The sequence below is a fragment of the Bradyrhizobium sp. Ken51 genome, from assembly GCF_055807435.1.
In genome coordinates this window covers 120036-139685 of the sequence record NZ_JBVVPB010000004.1, presented here as the reverse complement: position 1 = coordinate 139685, position 19650 = coordinate 120036, and the positions used below count along the sequence as shown (strand labels likewise).

Below are 19650 nucleotides of genomic sequence, written 5' to 3'. Positions count from 1 at the left end.
GGCGCGGAGCCCTCGGCATAGCGCAGCGGACAGGGGTTCGCAGAGATGTCTAGCAAAATGAAAACTCCTGCTACGAAAAAGACCTGACACGAAACGCAAGCTCGCTACTCCTTTCGAAGCCGACGTCGTTGTTCGTGATAACCAATCGACGGTACAGTCTGACCAATGGCCTACCCCTGCTTCCCCGCAATAATCTCCTGCAACGTCGCCACATGCCGCGCGAACGCGCCGCGGCCCGCCGCGGTCGCGGTGACGGTGGTCTGCGGCTTCTTGCCGACGAAGGCTTTTTCAACCGACACGTAGCCCGCCTTGGCGAGTGTCTCGATATGCGCGCCGAGATTGCCGTCGGTCGCGCCGGTGAGCTTTTTCAGCCGGGAAAACTCCAATCCTGCGGTGGCCGGCAACGCGTTTAGCGCCGCCATGATCTTCAGCCGCAACGGCTGGTGGATGATGTCGTCGAGCTCGGCCATCAGATCCGCCGCATCCAGAGGCCGCCGAGGATCAGGCCTCCGCCGTTGACGAAGGCCATCCAGAGCGGGAACGCCTCGCCGATGTAGAAATAACCGATCAGCGTCAGCGCGGAGATGCCGAGACCGATCGCCATGAAGGCATAGCCGAACCAGAGACCCGCCAGCGTATAGAACAGCATGAAGTAGAGCGGCCAGAACGTGCCGAGCTGGCGCGGACCGAAATGACCGAGCAAATTGGTGCAGAGATAACCGAAGGCGAAGAACAGCACGAACACCAGGAGCAGTCTGACGTTGAAGGCGGCGCCATGGGCGCGGTGCGGCGGATTGAAAATGCGCAGCGCCACCAGACCGCCGGCGCCCAACGCGTCCGCGGCAACCCAGGCGTAGACCGCATAAACCGGCCAAAGCCAGGTCACGAGATTGGCCGCGAACACCAAGACGCCCCACCAGACGGCAGCAAAGCTCGCCAGCTCATAGAGCTGCGATTGCTTCACGCGCTGGACGATATCGTCGATATCGGCCAGCGCCGCGGAGGCTTCCTTGCTGTCGATCATGACTGCCCTGCCCCGCGCGTTGCCACATCGTCGGCGATGACCGAGATCGCCTTCGGGTTGGTGACGATGCCCATATGGTTGATGCCGTCGATGATCCTGACGTCGACCGACGGTTTGATGGCCTGCACGACTTCCGCATATTTATCCGAGATCATCATCTCGTCCTCGGCGCCGCCGAAGATCGTGATGGGGCGTGTCGTTGCCGGAAGATCGATGCGATAGCCGCGCGTCGCGAAATTGCGCGTCAGGCGATCGGAATAGGTGGAGACGAGGTACTTTGCCGAAGTCGCGGGCACGGCGAGCGCGAGCACCGGAAGCTGCGAACAACAGTCGATGCCGAGCTTGCGCAGCGTGGCCAGCCCGAAGAAGCGCGGCAGGTCGACATTGGCCCAGCCGCCGGCATGCGGCTTGTTGGTCGGCGCGTCATAGCCGAGATAGGGCGCGAGCAGCACGGTGCGCACGAACATGTCCTGCATGATCGGTGTCGCGGCGACGCGCAGCGAGAAGCCGGCGCCTGCGGAATGGCCGATCAAGGTGAGCGGCAGCTCCGGGGCGGTCTTGCGGATTTGAGCGACGAAGTCGACGAGGTCGTCTTCGAGCTGGCCGACATAGCCGATATCGCCGCGCGTGCCGGAGCCGCCATGGCCGCGGATGTCGAGCGCCCAGGTCTCCACCCCGCGCGAGGCGATGGCATGGGTCAGGGCATGATTGACGGTGCCGCTGGAGCCGGACGAGCCGTGGATGAAGACCGCGCCGCGACCCGTGGCGGGGCCGGAGCCATTTCCGTTCCGATGGGATCGGAACGGGGCTCCGGATTCTTGTTTTGACGCGTTTTCTTCACGCGAACCGGCTTCCACTTCGCTTGAAAACGCTTTGGCAGCGTAGTGGCGGAAGCCGATCCAGGTGCCGTCGCGGGCCTGGAAGCGCTCGAGCGGAGGCAGCGTGGACCAATCGATGCCCTTGGCGGAGTCGGAGACCGATCGCATCTCCGGTGGTCGCTCCAGCGGCGTTGCGATCATGGCGGCCAGGATCAGCGCCACGCCGCCGACCGCACACAGGGCCCATTTCAGCCCGTTCAAAACGCCGCGCAGCAGTCGAATTGCCATGACCACACCTCTCAGACCGATAAAATATAGAGAACTCTATAATACAGAGTACTCTCTTGATCAATCCCCGGATTGGCGCCGCGCTGCAAAAATCCTTAACGTCGGGTCTGATCCCAACATGCCGAATCGTTTGCCGATGCCGTCTGCGGAACCCCTGCTCAACACTCCCGAATTCACCGTTTCCGAGCTCTCGCAGTCCCTGAAACGGACGGTCGAGGACACCTATGGCCATGTCCGGGTCCGCGGCGAGATCTCCGGCTTCCGCGGGGCGCATTCCTCCGGCCATTGCTATTTCGCGCTCAAGGACGAGAGCGCCAAGATCGAGGCGGTGATCTGGAAGGGCGTGCACGGCCGGATGCGCTTCAAGCCCCAGGAGGGGCTTGAGGTCATCGCCACCGGCAAGCTCACGACCTATCCGGGCTCCTCGAAATACCAGATCGTGATCGAGGCGCTGGAGCCGGCCGGCATCGGCGCGCTGATGGCGCTGATGGAGGAGCGCAAGAGGAAGCTCGCCGCCGAAGGCCTGTTCGACGAAGCGCGCAAGCAGCTTCTGCCGTGGCTGCCGGAGGTGATCGGCGTGGTGACCTCGCCGACCGGCGCCGTGATCCGCGACATCCTTCATCGGCTGGAGGACCGCTTTCCCCGCCACGTGCTGGTGTGGCCGGTGAAAGTTCAGGGCGAAGGCTCGGCCGAGCAGGTCGCGGCCGCGATCCGTGGCTTCAACGCGCTGCCGGAGGGCGGGAAGATTCCGCGCCCGGACGTGCTGATCGTCGCGCGCGGCGGCGGCTCGCTGGAGGACCTCTGGTCGTTCAACGAGGAGATCGTGGTTCGCGCCGCGGCCGAGAGCATGATCCCGCTGATCTCGGCCGTGGGGCATGAGACCGACATCACGCTGATCGATTTCGTCGCCGACAAGCGCGCGCCGACGCCGACGGCGGCGGCCGAGATGGCGGTGCCGGTGCGCAGCGATCTCTTTGTCGAGGTCGGCGATCTGGGGCGACGCACCCGGTCCTGCTGGCAACGCGGCCAGGAGAGCCGCCGCAGCGAGCTGCGTGCCGCCGCGCGCGCGCTGCCGGCCGCCGGCGATTTGCTGGCGATCCAGCGGCAGCGGCTGGATTCGGCGGGTGCGTCCCTGCCCCGCTGCCTCAAGGCCAACACCCATGCGCATTTCCGAAGGTTCACCGCCGCAGGCGCCAAGCTGACGCTGCGGGTGCTGCACGGCCAGATCGCGCAGGCCGATCATCGCCTCACCGTGTGCGGCGAGCGGCTCGGGCTGTCCACGCGCTCGCTGCTGCGGCGGCGGCGCGACCGCTTTGCCGGGCTGGAGGTGCGCTTGCGCGCCTCAAAGCTCTCCAATGCGCAGGCGCAACGCAACGCGATTCACCGCCAGCGCGAGCGCACGCATCGCCTTGCCGAGCGCGCGGGCCGCGCGCTGGTGACGCTGTTGCATCGGCTGGATGCCCGCGTCGAGAACAGCGGCAAGCTGCTCTCCGCCTTGTCCTATCGCGGCGTGCTCGCGCGCGGCTTTGCGCTGGTGCGCGACGAGGCCGGCCATCCCGTGCATGCGGCCGACAGCGTCGGCCCCGGTGCAAGGGTCGAGATCGAGTTTGCGGATGGACGCGTGGGTGCGACCGCGGATGCGGATCGTGCAGCACCGACGGCAAAGCGCGCGCCGGCGCAAGCCAAGCCGGCTGCGCAGGAGGCCAAGCCAGCGCCGAAGCGCGTGGGCAAGCCGGTGGATCAGGGGAATTTGTTTTAGGCGGAGCGGCGGCATCGCCTCACCCTCGGCGTCGTCCCGGCCTAGTGCGCAATTGCGCACGGGGGCCGGGACCCATAACCACAGGGAGAGGTTTGGCGAAAACTGGTCGCTCGGGACTGATGCCACGCGCAATTGATAGATCACGCGGTATGGGTCCCGGCCCCCCGTGCGCAATTGCGCACTAGGCCGGGACGACGATGGAGAGGCCCCAACCTCGTCATTGCGAGCGCAGCGAAGCAATCCAGAATCTTTCCGCGGAGGGACTCTGGATTGCTTCGCTGCGCTCGCAATGACGGTGTGGAAGCAGTTCGCCCTAGCGGCAGGACAATCCCGCGTCGATCGTGGTCCAGAAGCCGCAATGTTCCGGCGCGAGTTGCGGCGCGCCGGCATGGGCTTCGAAGAGATGGGCTTCGAACAGGAAGACCGCGACGGTGAAGACGATCAGGGCGGAGGAGAACAGGACGAAGCGGTTGCGCATGAGATTGCGTTTAATCGACATCGTGGTCGAATGATGGCGTCGTCACATGCTGAAACCATCACGGCGCGCGATCCGTAGAGTCACGGTCGGCCATTTTCCGTGCAGGGCGGTGGTCGATGCGGGGCTGTCCGCTGTTGTTCCCAAGGGCGGCCCCGCCTTCGCTTCTCACGAGCTACGGCGCGGCGAGCCCGCTCATTCCAGGCTACCGCGCCAGCCACTCCGCGACCTCCTTCTGCGACGCCGCGCGCGCCTGCGCATCGGTGCCGAGATGGCCGTGCTCGGGCGCCGCCGCATCGGTGCTGCCGGCGAGTGCGTGCAGCGGGGTGTTGGCGCGATCGAAGTCGTGAAAGGCGCCGGGATAGACCACGATGCGCGCGAGCGCGCTGCGGCCATGCGCACCATCGACCATCTGGCGGCAGGCCGGCGGCGACGAGACGTCGTCATTGCCGCCGATCAGCACCAGCGTCGGCACCCGTGTGCTCCACCCCAGGCCAGCGGAAATCCTGCAGTCCGGATAGAACGCGATCGCGGCGCGGAAATCCGGGCCCACATCGCGCGCAAGGCTCTGCGGACGCACGGCCCAGAGCAGCGCGCTGGCGCCATTCGCCCAGCCCATCAGGCTGACGCGGTCGCGCGCAACCCAGCTCTGCCGCATCAACCAGGCGCGCGACGCCACGATGTCGGTGACGCGTTCGCGCCGCGCCTTGACGTGCATCTCCTTGACGCGGCATTGCGGCCCGAGCTCGCGCGAGCCGTAGCTGTCAGGGAGCAGGACGGCGTTGCCGGATTTGAGCAGCCGCTCGGCCCACTCGCGGTAGCGCGGCAGCACGGAATCGGAATGGCCACCGAGGCCGCCGCAGCCGTGGAGCGCGATCACGGTCGGAAACGGCCCCGTGCCCTCGGGCTTGTAGAGCTGCGCATGCAGCACGCCGGACGCCAGCGGAATCTCAACCGGCTGCGGCGCCGGCGACGCGTGCGCGGCCGAGATCAGGAACGTCAGGAACAGGGCGGTGAACGGAAGGCGCATCGAACTTTGCCGTTGGATCCTTCGCTCAAGCACTATCATGCGGAAACGGCGCCAAAACATCACAAACCGGTGGGTTTACCGGGCGGACAAGCCACCCTATCTATGCTACATCCCGTCCAACACATCGTGCCCTCCAAGGTGACTCCGGAGCGGCCTTCCACGGAGACTTTCGACCGTGCTGAACAAGTTCGGCCCCTCGGGCCATGGCGAAGCGCAGGTGCAGTATCTCGACGGCGATTTCCGCGTGATCTCGCCGGGGACTTTCGTTCGCTGCGCGATCACCGATACGCGCATCCCGCTCGACGAGTTGAAATACTGGAGCGTGGATTTGCAGGAAGCCTACGCCACGCCCGCCGCCGTGCTCGAGCGGCATTACCCGGGCGCGCCCAAGCCGCAAGCTTGAGGCGGCGGCCGCGCGTCTAGTGCTGCTCCGTGCCATCCGCGCCCACGCAGGTTTTGATGAAACTCTTCCTGGTCTCGCCGACGATCTTCTGATCGATCGCCTGCTTCAGACAATCAAGCCGCGCCTGCGCCATGCAGAGCTGCATCTGGTCGCGCTTGTCTTGTCCCTTCAGATTTTGCGTTGAGCTGAGGCACGTCACGCGCTTGGTTGCGGGCACCGGCACTGTCGCGCTTGAAGCAGCGGGCGACGTCGTCTGTGCAAGCACGCGCGCAGCGATCAGACACGCAACGCTGGCGACAACAATCGCGGACGGCAGCTTCATCGAACTCTCCTGATCGTCTGAACGGTTAGGAGTTTTGCGATGAACGACGCCTGAATGGCGGCTGCCGTCGGCGAGCAAAGCGCAGCTGCCCTGTCGACGCAGCACGAAATGTGCAGCTTATCGCGAGGCATGGAAATGGTCCGCATCGGCGTCGCGACGATGTTCGCGCGCGCATGAAGTGCGCGTCTCACCGCAAATGATCTCCGTCACGCCGATCCGCGTTGCATCGGAGAGTGCTTGCACTCCGTGGTTAGTCATTTCGCGTTGTGGTTGGATTCTTTGTTGCGATTGGCGCTCTTAGGTTGTTTGACGAAGTCTTGCTGAAACAGAGCGCCGCTATGCTTCATCTTAGGTAATTGGCCCTGCTCTTTTTATCGCACAGACAATCAAGTCAACCAAACGGCCACTGAGCTCTGGAATTGGCGCAGTCTGTGAACGGGCTCATATCGAAGAGCCATCTGTCGGGCTACGATCACCTCGAAAATTCGCGGTGGAATATTTGTAAATCGAAAATCAACGATGGGGGTGATCATGCCCACCATATTAAACCTGCTCTATCGTGAGTATTGCCGCGCCCGCCTCGCTGAAATGCGGAAACAGCTTCTGATCGCAGCTGAACGCTCTGAAGCTCTCGAAGCGCATCATCATCCGGATCAGGGTGACGATGAGAGGACGGACACACAACGCAAGACCGGTCGCGGCACGCCGAATTGAAGCGGCCCGAGACCGGCGATTTCTGCCGTAGCAGTGACCAAGCAGTTGGCAACAGTTTGGGAGGCAGCAATGAATACACCCGAGTACTATACCGCCATGGTGGCCTGCGTCTCGTGCCTGACCATTATCGGATTGATGGCCGTTGGGGCGTGGTGAGCATGATTGACTGCTGAACCGCAATCGCAGGCCGTTACCGAGGCCGCTGGCAAGCGCGTTCGGTCGGACCTATGACGCCGGACGCAGCACGCGTCGTACAGCATTGTCCGTCAACGACGCAGGAGGCCTTCGCCTTGCCTCGGCTTGCAAACATTATTCTTGCTGTGAGGTGAGCGTTGCCGCCGCTTCGTTCGACTGCGGCGGCTTCGCTTTAGATCCGGATGTCAGCTTCCGGGCGGGGTATACGAAGAACGCAGCTTCGCCGCGTTCTGGCGGACCTGCTTGATCTCGTCCTGCGTGAACAGCCGCGTCAATTTCACGTTCTGCAGGGTGCCCGCCGTGACGGTCAGGCCGGAAATGGCCGGAGCCGCACCCGGATCAGGCACATCGAAAATCACCAAAACGCCTGGGCCGTCGGCCGCAACGCTGAACATCGAAATCAGCTTTCCGCCGGCCGCTTCGATGAGTTTTCTTGCCGCCTCCTGACGATCGGTCTTGGGGTTCTCCAAAATGGCATTGAGAGCGCGTGGTGTGTATTGTCCGGTGAGGCAAAAATGCATGGCATGTTCTCCTCTGGGTTTTTGGCAATGACTTTCCCTGCCGTTCCGAACTCGTCGTTACGGCTGCTGCATCTGAAATGATGAAGGTACTGCCCGCCGTGGGCATAAACGCCGTCGATGATTTCCGGGAGTTCGGCACGTCCCGGTGACGGCTCTCATGAAAGGCTACATCAACTGCCCAACATGCGGAAGGGAATTCGTCAGCCGCGACATGTCACCTCGGTTGCCACATATCGCATCCGCGCAGGAAATGCTTTTCGTCACACCGTGGCGTCCACAACGAGTGCGAGCGCGGTTCGCGCGCCGTCCGACATTATCGCCTGCCGAATCTTCGCTCGCGCGCCTTGTAGAGATGATCGCTGATCAATTGCCGGAGCGCAGCCGGGTCGTCGAACTCGAGCTGGACGGCGAACGGCACGATGCCGTCCGGCACGCCTTCGCGGCCGCGCAGACGCGCGAGATCCTTTTCCGTCGTCACCAGCGTTTGCTGCTCGCGTTGCGCCTCTGTGGCGAGGGCTGCGATCTCGTCGTTTGAAAACATGTGATGATCGGCGAAGGCGCGCGTGCGCGCGACCTCGATGCCGCTGGCACGCAAGCTGCGGAAGAACCGTTCGGGATCGCCGATGCCGGCGAACGCGAACACCGGCTTGCCCAATAGTCTTGCGACCGACTCGGTCTCGGGTCTCAGCCGCGCGCGCAGCTCCGGCTTGTTGCGCCTGGCAAGCTCGGCGGCGACATCGTCGGCGGCGCGCCCGCCGCCGATCACGACCAGCGCGTCGGTGCGCGCGAGCTGCGCCTGCAGTGGCGCACGCAGGGGACCGGCCGGGAACACCCTGCCGTTGCCGAGGCCGCGCTCGCTGTCGATCACGATCAGCGAGGTGTCCTTGAGAAGACGAGGGTTCTGGAAACCGTCGTCCATCAGGATCACGGTAGCGCCTTGCGACTTGGCCAGCACGACGCCCTCGAGGCGGTCGCGCGCAACCGTGACAGGAACGTCGCGCGCCATCATCAGCGGCTCGTCGCCGATATCGGAAGCGGTGTGACGCATCCGGTCCACCATCACCGGGCCCTTGAGGCTGCCGCCATAGCCGCGGCTGAGCACCACCGGCGTCTCGCCGAGCTCGCGCAAGAGCTTGGTCAGCGCCAGCACGGTCGGCGTCTTGCCGGCGCCGCCGACATGATAGTTGCCGACGCAGATCACGGGGATGCCGGCGTCGACGCCACCGCGCAGCATCCGGCGTTCGGTGATCGCGCCATAGAGCGCAGCCAGCGGCCCCAATGCGTAGGATTCGAGGGAACGTGGCCGGTACCAGAAGGCCGGCTCACGCATTGGCGGCCCCCATCTCGATCCGCAACTGCAGAAGATAAGGCTCGAGCGCGGTCATGGTGCGGTTGAGCGCGCCGCCGAGATCCTCGACCACGCCGGCGCCCGACTGCTGGATCTTCTGGCGCAGGGCGGAATCGGCGAGCAGCTGGCCAAGCTGCTTGATCAGCAGTTCCTGCGTGTCGGCCTGGCGCGCGCCGCCGCTGTGATCGAGCGCCTCGTAGACATCGGCGAAATTGAAGACGTGCGGACCATGGACGATGGCCGCGCCGAGCTTGATCGCTTCGATCGGATTCTGGCCGCCGTGGCGGATCAGCGATCCGCCCATGAACACGATCTCCGAGAGACGATAGAACAGGCCGAGCTCGCCCATGGTGTCGGCGACATAAACGTCGGTGGCCGCCGTCGGCAGCTCATCGCGCGAGCGCAGGGCCGGCTTCAGGCCGGACGCCGTGATCAGGCCCGTGATCGAGGAGCCGCGATCCGGATGGCGCGGCACGATCACGGTCAGGAGCTGCGGAAAGAATCCGCTAAGGCTGCGATGCGCCGCCACCAGCATCTCCTCCTCGCCCGGATGGGTCGAGGCCGCGACGATGATCGGACGCCCGCGCGTCATCGCCATCAGCCGTTCGAGCTTGGCGGGGTCGGCCGGCGGCGCCGGAACGTCGAGCTTGAGATTGCCCGTGGTGACGACATCGCGGCCGCCGAGCGTCGAGAAGCGCTCGGCATCGGTCTTCGACTGCGCCAGACAGATGTCGAAACGCGACAGCAGCGCCGAGATGGTGCCCTGCATGCGGCGCCAGCGCGGGAAGGAGCGCGGCGACATCCGCCCGTTGATCAGCACCATCGGCACGCGGCGCGCAGCGCCAGCCAGGATCAGGTTCGGCCACAGATCGGATTCGATGAACAGCGCCAGCGACGGCTTCCAATGGTCGAGGAAGCGCGCGACATAACGGGGGGAATCATACGGCACGTATTGATGGATGACGTCGGGCGGAAAGCGCTTTGCCACAATGGCAGCCGACGTGACCGTGCCCGAGGTGAGCAGAATGCGCAGGTTCAGATCGCGCAAGCGCTCGATCAGGGCCGCCGCGGCGAGGACCTCGCCGACGCTGGCGCCGTGAATCCAGACCAGCGGACCGTGCGGCCGCACGTCCCGGGACAGGCCCCGCCGTTCGCCGACGCGCGCGGGATCTTCCTTGCCCTGCTTGAGGCGCCGCTTGATCAGCGCAGGCGCGAGCGGCACCAGGCCGCGCGCCAGGCGCCGGTACATCCGCAGCGTCAACGGCAGCGAGCCGGGCAGCGATTTAGGCATCTGCAGGTCCCGGCCGGCCGAGTTGGGCATAGGCTTGGCGGGTCGCCTCGTTCAAGGTCTCCTCCAGCTCGAGCCGCAGCGCTTCCATGGTGGCGGCGTTCGCATCCGGCGGAACGTGGATTTCCTTGATGCCGACCAATGCGCCCCGCCCGAACGGCAGGTTGATGGTGGTGCGGTCCCAGTTCTTGAGCCGGACGAAGCGGCTGGTCGCCATCGCAAAAGGCATGATCGGCCGCCCCGATTCCCGTGCCAGCATGATGATGCCGAGCCCGGCCACGCGCGAGCGCTTGGGGACGTCGGCGGTCAGCGCGACATTACAACCGTCCTGGAGCGTCCGCACCATTTCCTTGAAGGCACCGACCCCGCCCTTGCGGTGAAACGCGCTGCCATGGTCGCCCGACCCGCGGATGGTGCCGATGCCGAGCCGCTCGGCGGCAATCGCATTGAACTCGCCGTCGCGGTGGCGGGAGATCAGGACCCTGGCCTTGTACCGGTCCTTGTTCTTGATGAAGGGGGTGAGGAAATGCTGGCCGTGCCAGAACGCGAAGATCGCCGGGATCTGCGGCTCGACCCGGTCATAGACGTCCGGCGGGTCGAACGTGAATTTGTTCGTCCGCCAGACCAGACGCAGATATTCGGCCGCCAGGATTCCGACGGCACGCTGGACGAAGCTGCTCCTCAGCGTATTGCGAAGCAGCTTTTTCAACGCGCCGGTTCTTGATTCGGGTCGAGCAGCCGGTGGAGATGGACGATGAAATAGCGCATCTGCGCGTTGTCGACCGTGCTCTGCGCCTTGGCGCGCCAGGCGGCGTGCGCGGTCGCATAGTTCGGGTAGAGGCCGACGATCTCGACGTCGTCGAGGTTCTTGAAGGTGTTGTGCTCGAGATCGACGAGCTCGCCGCCGACGACGAGGTGGAGCAGTTGTTGCGGGGCACTATCTGGCATCGGTTCTGTTCCTAACGGGCTGCCCGGCAAAGCAGTGTTCGACAAGCACGAGAAAGCGCTTCACGGCAAGGGGCGGTTTCGAAAATGCGAGACAATGCTCGCATGACGATCGCGACCCGCTGCCACCAGCACCCCATGCGTGACTTGCCGGCGGTTATAGAGGATGGGATCTCCGGAGAGATCGCTCATCCTACCATCGGCTTCCTGCACGATCAAATCCGCCGCCGCAAGGTCCCAATCATGACTGTTGCCGCCCGCAAAAGCCGCATCCAGCGCGCCATGGGCGACCCGGCACAGACGCAGCGCGAGCGAACCGATTCGCGGATGCAGCTTGATCTCGCCCAGTGACGGCTTAAGGCGCTCGACCAGGGGCTTCGGACCCGCGACACGCGAGAAGTCGAGCTCGGATCCCGCGCTCGCCCGCACCGGCACGTCGTTGAGGGTCGTGCCCTGGCCGCGGGCAGCGAAGAAGAACTCATCGCTCGTCGGCGCGAACACCGCGGCGAGCACGGGCGAGGCATCCTCGACCAGCGCGACGCTGACGCACCATTCGTCATGGCCATTGAGGTAGTTGCGGGTGCCGTCGATGGGATCGACGATCCAGGTCAGCCGCCGCGACAGCCGCACCTCGTCGTCGGCGCTCTCCTCCGACAGCCAGCCATAGTCGGGCGTCGCCGCACGCAGGCGCGATTCCAGGAGATCGTTGACGGCAATGTCGGCTTCCGAGACCGGCGAGGACGCGCCCTTGGTCCACTTCTTCAGCTCGGTGCGGAACATCGACTGCGCGAGTGCCCCCGCCTCCCGCACCGTGTCTTGCAGCAGCGCCGCGTCGCGCGCCTGGATGCCTTCACCCGTTGCGTTCGCGTCAACGTCCGCCAAGCGTCAAACCCTCGATGCGCACCGTCGGCGCATTGACACCGTAGCGGAACTCGAGATTGTTCGCCGGCTGCATCGACTTGAAGATCTCGAACAGATGACCGGCGATCGTCACCTCGCTCACGGGATAAGTGAGTTCGCCGTTCTCGATCCAGAAGCCGGAGGCGCCGCGGCTGTAATCGCCGGTTACGCCGTTGACGCCCGAGCCGATCAAATCGGTGACGTAGAAACCCTGCTTGATGTCGGAGATCAGCTCGGCCGGGGTGGGCGTGCCGGGTTCAAGATGCAGATTGTACGGCCCGGGCGACGGCGAAGAGGAGACGCCGCGATGGGCGTGGCCGGTGGTGGTGAGACCGAGCTCACGCGCGGTGGCGCAATCGAGCAGCCAGGTCGTCAGCACGCCTTCGTCGATCAGTGCGATCTTCTTCACGGCAACGCCTTCGGCGTCAAACGTCTGCGAGCGCAGGCCGCGTTTGCGCAGCGGATCGTCGATGATGCGGATGTTTTTGGCGAACAGCTGCTGACCGAGCTTGTCCTTCAGGAAGCTGGTCTTGCGCGCGATCGAAGCGCCATTGATGGCGCCGACGACGTGACCGACCAGCGAGCCCGCGACGCGCGGATCGAACACCACAGGCACCTTGCAGGTCTCGACCTTGCGCGGATTGAAGCGCGCCACGGTGCGCTCGCCCGCGGAACGGCCGACGATCTCCGGCGACAAGAGGTCCGCACCATGCGGCGCCGAGGTGAAATCGTAGTCGCGCTCCATGCCGGTGCCGTCGCCGACAATGGCAGTGGCGGAGATGCCCTGGCTGGAACGCAGGTAAGAGCCGTGAAAACCAGTGCTGGTGACGAGCACCATGCCGCCCATGCCGGCGGAGGCCGAAGCGCCGCCGGATTTGGTCACGCCCTTCACACCGAGCGCCGCAGCCTCGGCTTCGAGCGCGCGGCGCTCGAGTTCGGAGGTCGCGGGCACGTCAGGATCGAGCAGATCGAGATCGGGGAAGTCGCGCGCGAGCAGTGCGGGATCGGCCAGGCCGACATATTTGTCGTCGGGCGCGACGCGCGCCATCGCAACCGCTCGCTCGGCAAGCTTGGTCACGGCATCGCCGCTGGCGTCGTTGGTCGAGACCACCGCCTGACGCCGGCCGACCAGCACGCGCAAGCCGACATCGTCGCCCTCGGAACGTTCGGATTCCTCGACCCTGCCGTCGCGGACCTCGACGCCTTGCGAGACGCCACGCACGGCGACCGCATCGGCCGCATCCGCGCCGGCCCGCCTGGCCGCCTCCACCAGCCGCTGCGCGAGATCGGAGAGCGCAGACTGGTCGAACAGGTCGCGGCTGGCTGTGGACGAATCCTTGGGCGAAAGCGTCGAGCTTGGTGAAGGGTTCACAAACGAAATCCTGTTGGGGCGGGCTGCGGGACCGGAACCCACAGATGTGCCCTGATCGCGCGGACTTCAAGCATTTTCAGCCCACCAAAAGCTCAGATTCGCACTTTGCGCGCAACGTCTCGTCAATCATGCGCGCCAAGGTCTTGTCAATCATGCGCGGCGGTGAGGTTGGATTAACCAGCCTTTTTAAGCGGTTTCGGAAAGCCGCGCGCTAAGGTCCTCGCATCGACCGGGAACATAATCCCGGCGGGGAGAACTAAAGCCGTGAGGCGTCAAACAGCAACAAGCGGGATCGCTCCCGCCGGGTCGAGCCGCTCCCTGCGGCTCGACCCCCTTTCCCTTCCGGTTCGCTTCGATGCGCATGATCCGCGCGCCGACGGATATGTCCGGCAGATCGAGCTTCATCGCGAACGCGTCGTGCTGCACCGTGCCGTCCGCGGCATGCGGATGGCGATCAACGTCCGCGTCAGCGACTTCATCGGCGTCGCTCTGCGCGGCAACGACGAGGCCCAGACCCTCGTCCTCGTGCATCGCGATCCCTCGCTCTCCATTCCGCTGCTGGTCAGCGCCGATGGCGACGAACTCGTTGAGGCCTGGGCGATCTGGAGCGAGCTGTTCGCACTTCCGCAGCTCGACGAAGGCGCGCGCAAACCCGCGCCGCGCCGTCGCCGCGCCAACGCGATCCGCGACCGCCGCCCGAAATTTCTGATGCGCCGTCGCACCGGTGTCGCACGCGAGCTGTCGGTGCATCGCGATGAGCGCGAGATCATCGCACGGAGTTAAGCCGCTCGCATCACCGCGTCGGCGAGCAAACCCGCAAACAGCAGAAATCCCGCGTCGCGGTTCGAATAGAACAGGCGCTTGCAGAGATCGCCGTCGCTGATATTCAGCCGCGCGATCTGCGAGGCCAGATGCACGGCGAAGGCCACAAGTCCGAGCCAGGCTGGCCAGCGCGCATCGCCCGACGCCAGCGCCACGCCGATCAGCAGCACCGCCAGGCCGTAGAACAGGATCAGCGCCTGGTGCGTATGCGCGCCGAAAAGGCGCGCTGTGGACTTGATGCCGATCAGCGCATCGTCCTCGGCGTCTTGATGCGCATAGATCGTGTCGTAGCCGATCACCCAGGAAATCGCGCCGGCATAGAGCACGAGCGCGGTGACGTCGATCCGCCCGAAGGTGACGGCAAATCCCATCAGGGCGCCCCAGGAGAACGCGAGCCCGAGCACGGTCTGCGGCCACCAGGTGATGCGCTTCATGAACGGGTAGATCGCGACGATCAGCAGCGAGGCAATGCCGGTCAGGATCGCGAAGCGGTTGAACTGCAGCAACACCACGAGCCCGATCAGCGCTTGCGCGACCATGAAGGCCAGCGCCTGCTTCGCGCTCACCTGGCCCGACGGCAGCGGCCGTGAACGGGTGCGCTCGACCTTGTCGTCGAGGTCACGGTCGGTGATGTCGTTCCAGGTACAGCCTGCTCCCCGCATCACGAAGGCGCCGACGAAGAACAGGACGATGGTGAGCGGCAGGCCGCGGACGTCATGCGCCATGCCGGCGGCGAGCGCCGCCGACCACCAGCACGGCATCAACAGGAGCCAGGAGCCGATCGGACGATCGAAGCGGGACAAGCGCAGATAAGGCCGCGCCCATTGCGGTGCGCGCGTATCGACCCAGTTGCCGGTGGAATCGGCAACTCGGGCGGATGTGTCGCTCATCGGGTCAGGACGTTGCCGTTGAGTGTGTCGAAGGTGCTGCCGCCCTTCTTGCCCGCATTGGCCTCGGGCGCCGAGCCCGAACCCAGCACTTCGCTCAGCGACGGACCGGCCGGACCGCGTGGCTGGTTCTGCATCTGCTGCGCAACATTGCAGACCTTCGCGGCCATCGCCTCGGTGTTCTTGTGGCCGTCCTTCATCTGCGCGCCGATTTGCGCCGGAATCCCGCACTTCGAGGCGTTGGCCTCGATGTACTTGATCATCTTGGTCTCAGCCTGGCTGAAGTTGCGGATCAGCTTGCAGGCCTCGTCAGGCGGGGCGTGACGGTCGCTCGCGGCCTTGATCAGCTTGCCGCGCTTTTCGGCATCCTCGCGCAGAGGCATGAAGGCCTTCATGCAGTCCTCGCCGGGACCGGCTTGCGTCGGCGGGGCCGCGCTGAAGGCGCCGGCGCCACCGACGGGTGCGGCGCCGTTCACGGGAAAGGACGATTGCGGCGCGCCGCCGACGGAGGCGACGGGCGCCGAGCCATTCACGGGCGGGAAGGCGGAACTCGTTGGGGCCTGGCCCGGCAGCGGCGCGGGGAAACCCTGCGCATAGGCACACACGGCGCCCATCGTGACCATGGCGGCAGTGATCGGAACCATCAAATGACGGATCATCAAGGCAGTCTCTCCGGCAGGAGCTTGCGGGGTTCGGCGTCTTCCCAATTGAAGCGCAACCAGCGTGCTCGCGATTTTACGATTCCCGCCGGCCCTTAACAACCCGTTGAATAGGGCAAGAGCGCGGCGCGCCGACGCACCAATTTGGCAAAATTTACCCCGAAAGTACTGCTTTCGGTTAAGAACGGCGGCAAATCGGACCCTTGAACGATGCCTTCCCACGATTTCCGCGGCCCCCGCCTGTTCGTCGATGCCCCCCTTGCCCAGGACGGCAGGGTCGAGCTCGACCGCGACCAGAGCAATTATCTCGGCAATGTGCTGCGGCTTGCCGTCGGGGCCGAGGTTTTGGCGTTCAACGGCCGCGACGGCGAATGGCAGGCTGCCATTGAAGGCCGCAAGCGGCCGGACGGCCTCGTCATCCTCCAGCAGACCCGGCCGCAGGACCGGCTGCCCGATCTCGCCTACGTCTTCGCCCCGCTCAAGCATGCCCGGCTCGACTACATGGTGCAGAAGGCCATCGAGATGGGCGCTGCCTCGCTTCAGCCGGTGCTGACACGATTTACCCAGGCTTCCCGCGTCAATACCGAGCGGATGCGCGCCAATGTTGTCGAGGCGGCCGAGCAATGCGGCATACTCAGCATCGCCACCGTTGCCGAGCCGGTGCCGCTGGAGCGATTCCTCAGCCAGCGCGCCGCCGGCAGGCTGCTGATCTTCTGCGACGAGGCGGCGGAGCTCGAAAACCCCATTCAGAGTCTGCAAGGCGCAGGCGCGGCGGAGGGCATCGACGTGCTGATCGGCCCCGAAGGCGGCTTTGCCGAGGAAGAGCGGGCGCTGCTACTGCGGCAGCCGAAAATCCTGCGGCTGGCGCTGGGACCCCGGATCATGCGGGCCGACACGGCCGCAGTGGCCGCGCTGGCGATGGTGCAGGCGGTACTGGGCGACTGGGGTGGCGAACGCGGCTAGGCAAGCATTGGTTGCCTTCCGGCTGCCGATCATCTGAGCAGCCCAAGGCCACCGAACCAGGTAGAGGGCGACCGCGCCGTGCTATTCGCCTCGTAGCGATCGGTTCAGAGTCTCGGAAGGCAACTCTCCGAAAGCCTCTCTGTAGCTCGCTGCGAACTCGCTGAGATGCCAGAAGCCATGCGCAAGCGCACAGGACTTCACACTCCGGCCCGCTCGGCCGGTGCGCAGTTGCTTGCGCACCGACCAGAGGCGCAAGACCCGGCTATAGCGATGTGGGCTCATGCCGCAGATGGCCCGTGTCGCACTCTGGAGAGTCCGGACCGACACGCCCGCCTGCTCCGCCAGTTCGGTCGTCTTGTGCCAGATCATCAGATCGCGCCGGATCAGTTTCTCCATATCGGCTACGATCCGCCGATAATGCTCGGTGGTGGATGACACAGGTCCGCTTGCGACGCTGGACCAGATCGCCGCATCCATCGTGCTGAGCAGTGACTGTTCGACAATCGTTTGCGAAGCCGGCTCGTTCAAGAAGTCTGGGTCATTTGCTGCGGTTTCAAGCGATATCGAGATCAGACGGCGTAGCGAGGCAAGCACGTCCGGCGCCGGATTCAGCAAATGGCATCCATCGCCTAATTCAGGCAATGGCTCCCGCCCGGACGGACTGAAGTAGACCACTGCCAGCAGACGCCCCTCCGGCTCATGCACCAGGCAATCTGAATCACCTTTCAATACCAGGACAGAACCGCCCATCGATTGCCCGTTGATGCGGGCAGAGGTCACGTGATCCATCGGGACCGCCACTGCGGCAGCATTGGTGAACTGATAGCCTCGAATGATCCGGGGGAAGGTTTTCAACAGCGACAGGGTCAGGGTCGGCAAGGTGAGCCGGGCACGCATGATCGCGGTAGCCCCGGCCGACAACGGCATGCTCGATGCGCCGGCGTATTTCTCGGTCTCGCCGAAATGATCGATGTCATACGAATTGAGCTCGAGCGCCGAGGACGGCTTGAGATCCTGGAACGACATCAAGCGATCCGCCGCTCTCTTTTGCATTCCCTCGCGAGCAGGGACTAGACGGCTTTGATCCATGTTCTGCTGCTTACTTGGCCTTCTTCTTGGAAACGGCGACTTTGGCGCCCCGCAGATCATCCGGCCCGTTGACGCCGGCGCGCCGCAGGTCGCGCGGCATTGAGAATGGCATGAACGATCAGAAGGTCGAGTGGATCGAATTCGTCATAGTGCCGGAACATCTCGCAGATCGAAATCAGCGGCCAGCGCGTGTCACGAGACCGACCGTATATCGTCTGTTGCATCGCTATGAATCGGAAACCAACTTTCGCATTGTAAACGAAGGTTCCGCGAACGGATCGTCCCCCTACCCAAATTGAGTGTGTGACCGGTGGAGCATTCTGAAGCGGGCCGAGCAGCTCGCGGATGAAGTTGCGATCGAGGCGGCCGAGCTTTCCGCCCCAGGCGACCCATTCATCTTGGAAGCGCCCCAGAGACGTCCCTGCCCCGAAATGAATGAGGGTGAGGCCTCCCTATCCATCTGGGTCGACGCAGTGGGATGAATAGGTGCTATATTACCCGAGCTGGCGCGAGACCTGATTTAAGCTTCGCTCCTCTGATGACGGCGCGTCGCTCCGACGCTGTTAAGCGATTGATCCTTTGGAGGTCGAAACCGCTTTCGGGCCATGCTAAGGCCTGCGGCAATTCGTTCCCCTTGCTTGCCCTGCCCGGTTCTTCCGGGACGATGGACCCCGAGATGACCGCGACTGCTACCTCAAATGCTGCCGGCTCCGCCGCCTGGGCGGATACGCTGCTGCTGTCGTTCGCGCAGGCCGGCTATGTCAGGGCCGAGCCCGCGATCCTGCAACCGGCCGAACCGTTCCTGGACCTCTCCGGCGAGGACATCCGCAAGAGCCTGTACCTGACCACGGACCTCTCCGGCGAGGAGCTCTGCCTGCGGCCGGACCTGACCATTCCGGTGGCCCGCGATTACCTCAGCTCTGGCCGTGCTGGCCAGCCGGCCGGGTTCAGTTATCTCGGCCCGGTGTTTCGCTACCGCAACGGCCAGAGCAGCGAATTCCTGCAGGCCGGCATCGAATCGTTCGGCCGCCAGGACCGCGCCGCGGCCGATGCCGAGATGCTGGCGCTGGCGCTGGAGGCGACCGCCGCCTTCGGCGTCCGCGACGTCGAGATCCGCACCGGCGACGTGGCGCTGTTCAACGCGCTGCTCGACGCGCTCAACCTCTATCCGGTCTGGCGCCGCCGCCTGGTCAAGGATTTCAACCGCAAGATCAGCCTGGAGCAGGATCTGGAGCGGCTGGCAGCCGCGACCACCGCGACCCGCAGCGAATATGAGGGCGTGCTCGCGGCGCTCGCCGGCTCCGACCGCAAGGCGGCACTCGCTTTCGTCACCGATCTGATGTCGATCGCCGGCACCACCAATGTCGGCGGCCGCACCACGGCCGAGATTGCCGACCGCTTCCTCGAGCAGTCGACGTTGAAGGGCGGCGCGCTGCCGCGCGAGGCCATCGCCGTGCTCAAGCGTTTCCTGTCGATATCGGGTAATCCCGATGACGCCGTCGCGGAGCTGCGCGCGCTCACCAATGATGCAAAGCTCGATCTCAGTGCTGCGATCGACCAGTTCGAAAGCCGGGTCGGCTTCATGGCCGCGCGCGGCATCGATGTGAAGGGGACGCGCTTTTCGACCGCGTTCGGACGCGGGCTCGACTACTACACCGGCTTCGAATTCGAGCTGCATCACCGCGGCAACGGCGCCGAGCCGCTGGTTGCCGGCGGCCGCTATGACGGGCTGATGACTCAACTTGGATCGGCCGAGCCGATTCCGGCGGTCGGTTTCTCGGTCTGGGTGGATGCGCTGACCCGGATCGGCCGCAAGGTGGGAGCTTAA

At 64.8% G+C, this 19650-nt stretch carries 22 protein-coding genes; 6 read left to right on the top strand and 16 right to left on the bottom strand.

What is annotated here, in order from left to right:
* Positions 1-170: 170 nt before the first annotated feature.
* Genes AC0L27_RS09995 through AC0L27_RS09985 form a run of 3 tightly spaced genes read right to left on the bottom strand, consistent with a single transcriptional unit; the run spans position 171 to position 2130 of the window.
* Positions 171-470, bottom strand: a complete 300-nt coding sequence (locus tag AC0L27_RS09995; protein ID WP_018453460.1) for a winged helix-turn-helix domain-containing protein — start codon at positions 468-470, stop codon at positions 171-173.
* The gene (locus AC0L27_RS09990) at positions 470-1024 is read right to left on the bottom strand and encodes a hypothetical protein (protein ID WP_354208240.1); all 555 of its coding nucleotides are present in this window, start codon (positions 1022-1024) and stop codon (positions 470-472) included. The genes AC0L27_RS09995 and AC0L27_RS09990 overlap by 1 nt, the downstream gene beginning before the upstream one ends.
* The gene (locus AC0L27_RS09985; RefSeq protein ID WP_354255212.1) at positions 1021-2130 is read right to left on the bottom strand and encodes an alpha/beta hydrolase; all 1110 of its coding nucleotides are present in this window, start codon (positions 2128-2130) and stop codon (positions 1021-1023) included. Before AC0L27_RS09985 ends, AC0L27_RS09990 begins: the two co-directional genes overlap by 4 nt.
* 118 nt (positions 2131-2248) lie before the next feature.
* On the opposite strand from AC0L27_RS09985, the gene xseA reads away from it, so the two are divergent.
* A complete protein-coding gene (gene xseA, locus AC0L27_RS09980) occupies positions 2249-3889 on the top strand; it encodes an exodeoxyribonuclease VII large subunit (RefSeq protein WP_354208241.1) in 1641 nt (546 codons plus the stop codon).
* Between the two features lie 313 nt (positions 3890-4202).
* On the opposite strand, the gene AC0L27_RS09975 is transcribed toward xseA, so the two are convergent.
* Both AC0L27_RS09975 and AC0L27_RS09970 read right to left on the bottom strand, forming a co-directional pair.
* A complete protein-coding gene (locus tag AC0L27_RS09975; protein WP_354208242.1) occupies positions 4203-4388 on the bottom strand; it encodes a hypothetical protein in 186 nt (61 codons plus the stop codon).
* 181 nt (positions 4389-4569) lie between these two features.
* Positions 4570-5394 (bottom strand): dienelactone hydrolase family protein, encoded by an 825-nt coding sequence (locus AC0L27_RS09970; RefSeq protein ID WP_354208243.1) that lies wholly within the window; start codon positions 5392-5394, stop codon positions 4570-4572.
* Positions 5395-5569: 175 nt separating this feature from the next.
* On the opposite strand from AC0L27_RS09970, the gene AC0L27_RS09965 reads away from it, so the two are divergent.
* Positions 5570-5797, top strand: coding sequence for a DUF2093 domain-containing protein (locus tag AC0L27_RS09965; protein WP_007596922.1), 228 nt, complete (start codon positions 5570-5572; stop codon positions 5795-5797).
* A 16-nt stretch (positions 5798-5813) separates the two neighbouring features.
* Here AC0L27_RS09965 and AC0L27_RS09960 read toward each other — a convergent pair whose 3' ends face one another.
* A complete protein-coding gene (locus AC0L27_RS09960; protein ID WP_473318817.1) occupies positions 5814-6197 on the bottom strand; it encodes a hypothetical protein in 384 nt (127 codons plus the stop codon).
* Positions 6198-6638: 441 nt separating this feature from the next.
* Between AC0L27_RS09960 and AC0L27_RS09955 the strand changes: the two genes are divergently transcribed.
* Entirely contained in the window at positions 6639-6833 is a 195-nt protein-coding gene (locus AC0L27_RS09955) for a hypothetical protein (RefSeq protein WP_275172402.1), read from the top strand.
* 380 nt (positions 6834-7213) lie between these two features.
* Here AC0L27_RS09955 and AC0L27_RS09950 read toward each other — a convergent pair whose 3' ends face one another.
* The 7 genes from AC0L27_RS09950 to AC0L27_RS09920 form a co-directional block, all read right to left on the bottom strand.
* Positions 7214-7549, bottom strand: a complete 336-nt coding sequence (locus AC0L27_RS09950; protein ID WP_007596925.1) for a GYD domain-containing protein — start codon at positions 7547-7549, stop codon at positions 7214-7216.
* A 313-nt stretch (positions 7550-7862) separates the two neighbouring features.
* Positions 7863-8879 carry a tetraacyldisaccharide 4'-kinase gene (gene lpxK / locus AC0L27_RS09945; protein WP_354208244.1) on the bottom strand — a complete coding sequence of 339 codons (1017 nt, stop codon included), beginning with the start codon at positions 8877-8879 and terminating at the stop codon, positions 7863-7865.
* Positions 8872-10218 (bottom strand): 3-deoxy-D-manno-octulosonic acid transferase, encoded by a 1347-nt coding sequence (locus AC0L27_RS09940; RefSeq protein ID WP_354208245.1) that lies wholly within the window; start codon positions 10216-10218, stop codon positions 8872-8874. The genes lpxK and AC0L27_RS09940 overlap by 8 nt, the downstream gene beginning before the upstream one ends.
* On the bottom strand, positions 10181-10894 hold the full coding sequence (locus AC0L27_RS09935; protein ID WP_354208246.1) for a lysophospholipid acyltransferase family protein: 714 nt from the start codon (positions 10892-10894) through the stop codon (positions 10181-10183). The genes AC0L27_RS09940 and AC0L27_RS09935 overlap by 38 nt, the downstream gene beginning before the upstream one ends.
* On the bottom strand, positions 10891-11133 hold the full coding sequence (locus AC0L27_RS09930; protein WP_007596929.1) for a DUF4170 domain-containing protein: 243 nt from the start codon (positions 11131-11133) through the stop codon (positions 10891-10893). The genes AC0L27_RS09935 and AC0L27_RS09930 overlap by 4 nt, the downstream gene beginning before the upstream one ends.
* A gap of 60 nt (positions 11134-11193) precedes the next feature.
* The gene (locus tag AC0L27_RS09925) at positions 11194-12012 is read right to left on the bottom strand and encodes an inositol monophosphatase family protein (RefSeq protein WP_354208247.1); all 819 of its coding nucleotides are present in this window, start codon (positions 12010-12012) and stop codon (positions 11194-11196) included.
* Positions 11999-13402 carry a TldD/PmbA family protein gene (locus tag AC0L27_RS09920; RefSeq protein WP_473318809.1) on the bottom strand — a complete coding sequence of 468 codons (1404 nt, stop codon included), beginning with the start codon at positions 13400-13402 and terminating at the stop codon, positions 11999-12001. The genes AC0L27_RS09925 and AC0L27_RS09920 overlap by 14 nt, the downstream gene beginning before the upstream one ends.
* Positions 13403-13666: 264 nt before the next feature.
* On the opposite strand from AC0L27_RS09920, the gene AC0L27_RS09915 reads away from it, so the two are divergent.
* Positions 13667-14185, top strand: a complete 519-nt coding sequence (locus AC0L27_RS09915; RefSeq protein WP_354208249.1) for a DUF6101 family protein — start codon at positions 13667-13669, stop codon at positions 14183-14185.
* Here the strand turns inward: AC0L27_RS09915 and ubiA are convergent.
* The gene (ubiA, locus tag AC0L27_RS09910; protein WP_354208250.1) at positions 14182-15114 is read right to left on the bottom strand and encodes a 4-hydroxybenzoate octaprenyltransferase; all 933 of its coding nucleotides are present in this window, start codon (positions 15112-15114) and stop codon (positions 14182-14184) included. The two genes, AC0L27_RS09915 and ubiA, sit on opposite strands and share 4 nt — an antisense overlap.
* Positions 15111-15770, bottom strand: a complete 660-nt coding sequence (locus tag AC0L27_RS09905) for a hypothetical protein (RefSeq protein WP_275172395.1) — start codon at positions 15768-15770, stop codon at positions 15111-15113. Before AC0L27_RS09905 ends, ubiA begins: the two co-directional genes overlap by 4 nt.
* A 210-nt stretch (positions 15771-15980) precedes the next feature.
* Between AC0L27_RS09905 and AC0L27_RS09900 the strand changes: the two genes are divergently transcribed.
* The gene (locus tag AC0L27_RS09900) at positions 15981-16733 is read left to right on the top strand and encodes a 16S rRNA (uracil(1498)-N(3))-methyltransferase (RefSeq protein ID WP_354208251.1); all 753 of its coding nucleotides are present in this window, start codon (positions 15981-15983) and stop codon (positions 16731-16733) included.
* An 81-nt stretch (positions 16734-16814) separates the two neighbouring features.
* On the opposite strand, the gene AC0L27_RS09895 is transcribed toward AC0L27_RS09900, so the two are convergent.
* Positions 16815-17759 (bottom strand): helix-turn-helix domain-containing protein, encoded by a 945-nt coding sequence (locus tag AC0L27_RS09895; RefSeq protein WP_354208252.1) that lies wholly within the window; start codon positions 17757-17759, stop codon positions 16815-16817.
* A gap of 739 nt (positions 17760-18498) precedes the next feature.
* Between AC0L27_RS09895 and AC0L27_RS09890 the strand changes: the two genes are divergently transcribed.
* Positions 18499-19650 carry an ATP phosphoribosyltransferase regulatory subunit gene (locus tag AC0L27_RS09890; RefSeq protein WP_354208253.1) on the top strand — a complete coding sequence of 384 codons (1152 nt, stop codon included), beginning with the start codon at positions 18499-18501 and terminating at the stop codon, positions 19648-19650.

Coding starts and splice junctions, on each gene's coding strand:
- AC0L27_RS09900 (WP_354208251.1), top strand. CDS start 15,981: ATGCCTTCCCACGATTTCCGCGGCCCCCGCCTGTTCGTCGATGCCCCC.
- AC0L27_RS09905 (WP_275172395.1), bottom strand. CDS start 15,770: ATGATCCGTCATTTGATGGTTCCGATCACTGCCGCCATGGTCACGATG.
- AC0L27_RS09950 (WP_007596925.1), bottom strand. CDS start 7,549: ATGCATTTTTGCCTCACCGGACAATACACACCACGCGCTCTCAATGCC.
- ubiA (WP_354208250.1), bottom strand. CDS start 15,114: ATGAGCGACACATCCGCCCGAGTTGCCGATTCCACCGGCAACTGGGTC.
- AC0L27_RS09890 (WP_354208253.1), top strand. CDS start 18,499: ATGACCGCGACTGCTACCTCAAATGCTGCCGGCTCCGCCGCCTGGGCG.
- AC0L27_RS09940 (WP_354208245.1), bottom strand. CDS start 10,218: ATGCCCAACTCGGCCGGCCGGGACCTGCAGATGCCTAAATCGCTGCCC.
- AC0L27_RS09970 (WP_354208243.1), bottom strand. CDS start 5,394: ATGCGCCTTCCGTTCACCGCCCTGTTCCTGACGTTCCTGATCTCGGCC.
- xseA (WP_354208241.1), top strand. CDS start 2,249: ATGCCGAATCGTTTGCCGATGCCGTCTGCGGAACCCCTGCTCAACACT.
- AC0L27_RS09990 (WP_354208240.1), bottom strand. CDS start 1,024: ATGATCGACAGCAAGGAAGCCTCCGCGGCGCTGGCCGATATCGACGAT.
- AC0L27_RS09930 (WP_007596929.1), bottom strand. CDS start 11,133: ATGCCAGATAGTGCCCCGCAACAACTGCTCCACCTCGTCGTCGGCGGC.
- AC0L27_RS09975 (WP_354208242.1), bottom strand. CDS start 4,388: ATGTCGATTAAACGCAATCTCATGCGCAACCGCTTCGTCCTGTTCTCC.
- lpxK (WP_354208244.1), bottom strand. CDS start 8,879: ATGCGTGAGCCGGCCTTCTGGTACCGGCCACGTTCCCTCGAATCCTAC.
- AC0L27_RS09895 (WP_354208252.1), bottom strand. CDS start 17,759: ATGTCGTTCCAGGATCTCAAGCCGTCCTCGGCGCTCGAGCTCAATTCG.
- AC0L27_RS09985 (WP_354255212.1), bottom strand. CDS start 2,130: ATGGCAATTCGACTGCTGCGCGGCGTTTTGAACGGGCTGAAATGGGCC.
- AC0L27_RS09955 (WP_275172402.1), top strand. CDS start 6,639: ATGGGGGTGATCATGCCCACCATATTAAACCTGCTCTATCGTGAGTAT.
- AC0L27_RS09995 (WP_018453460.1), bottom strand. CDS start 470: ATGGCCGAGCTCGACGACATCATCCACCAGCCGTTGCGGCTGAAGATC.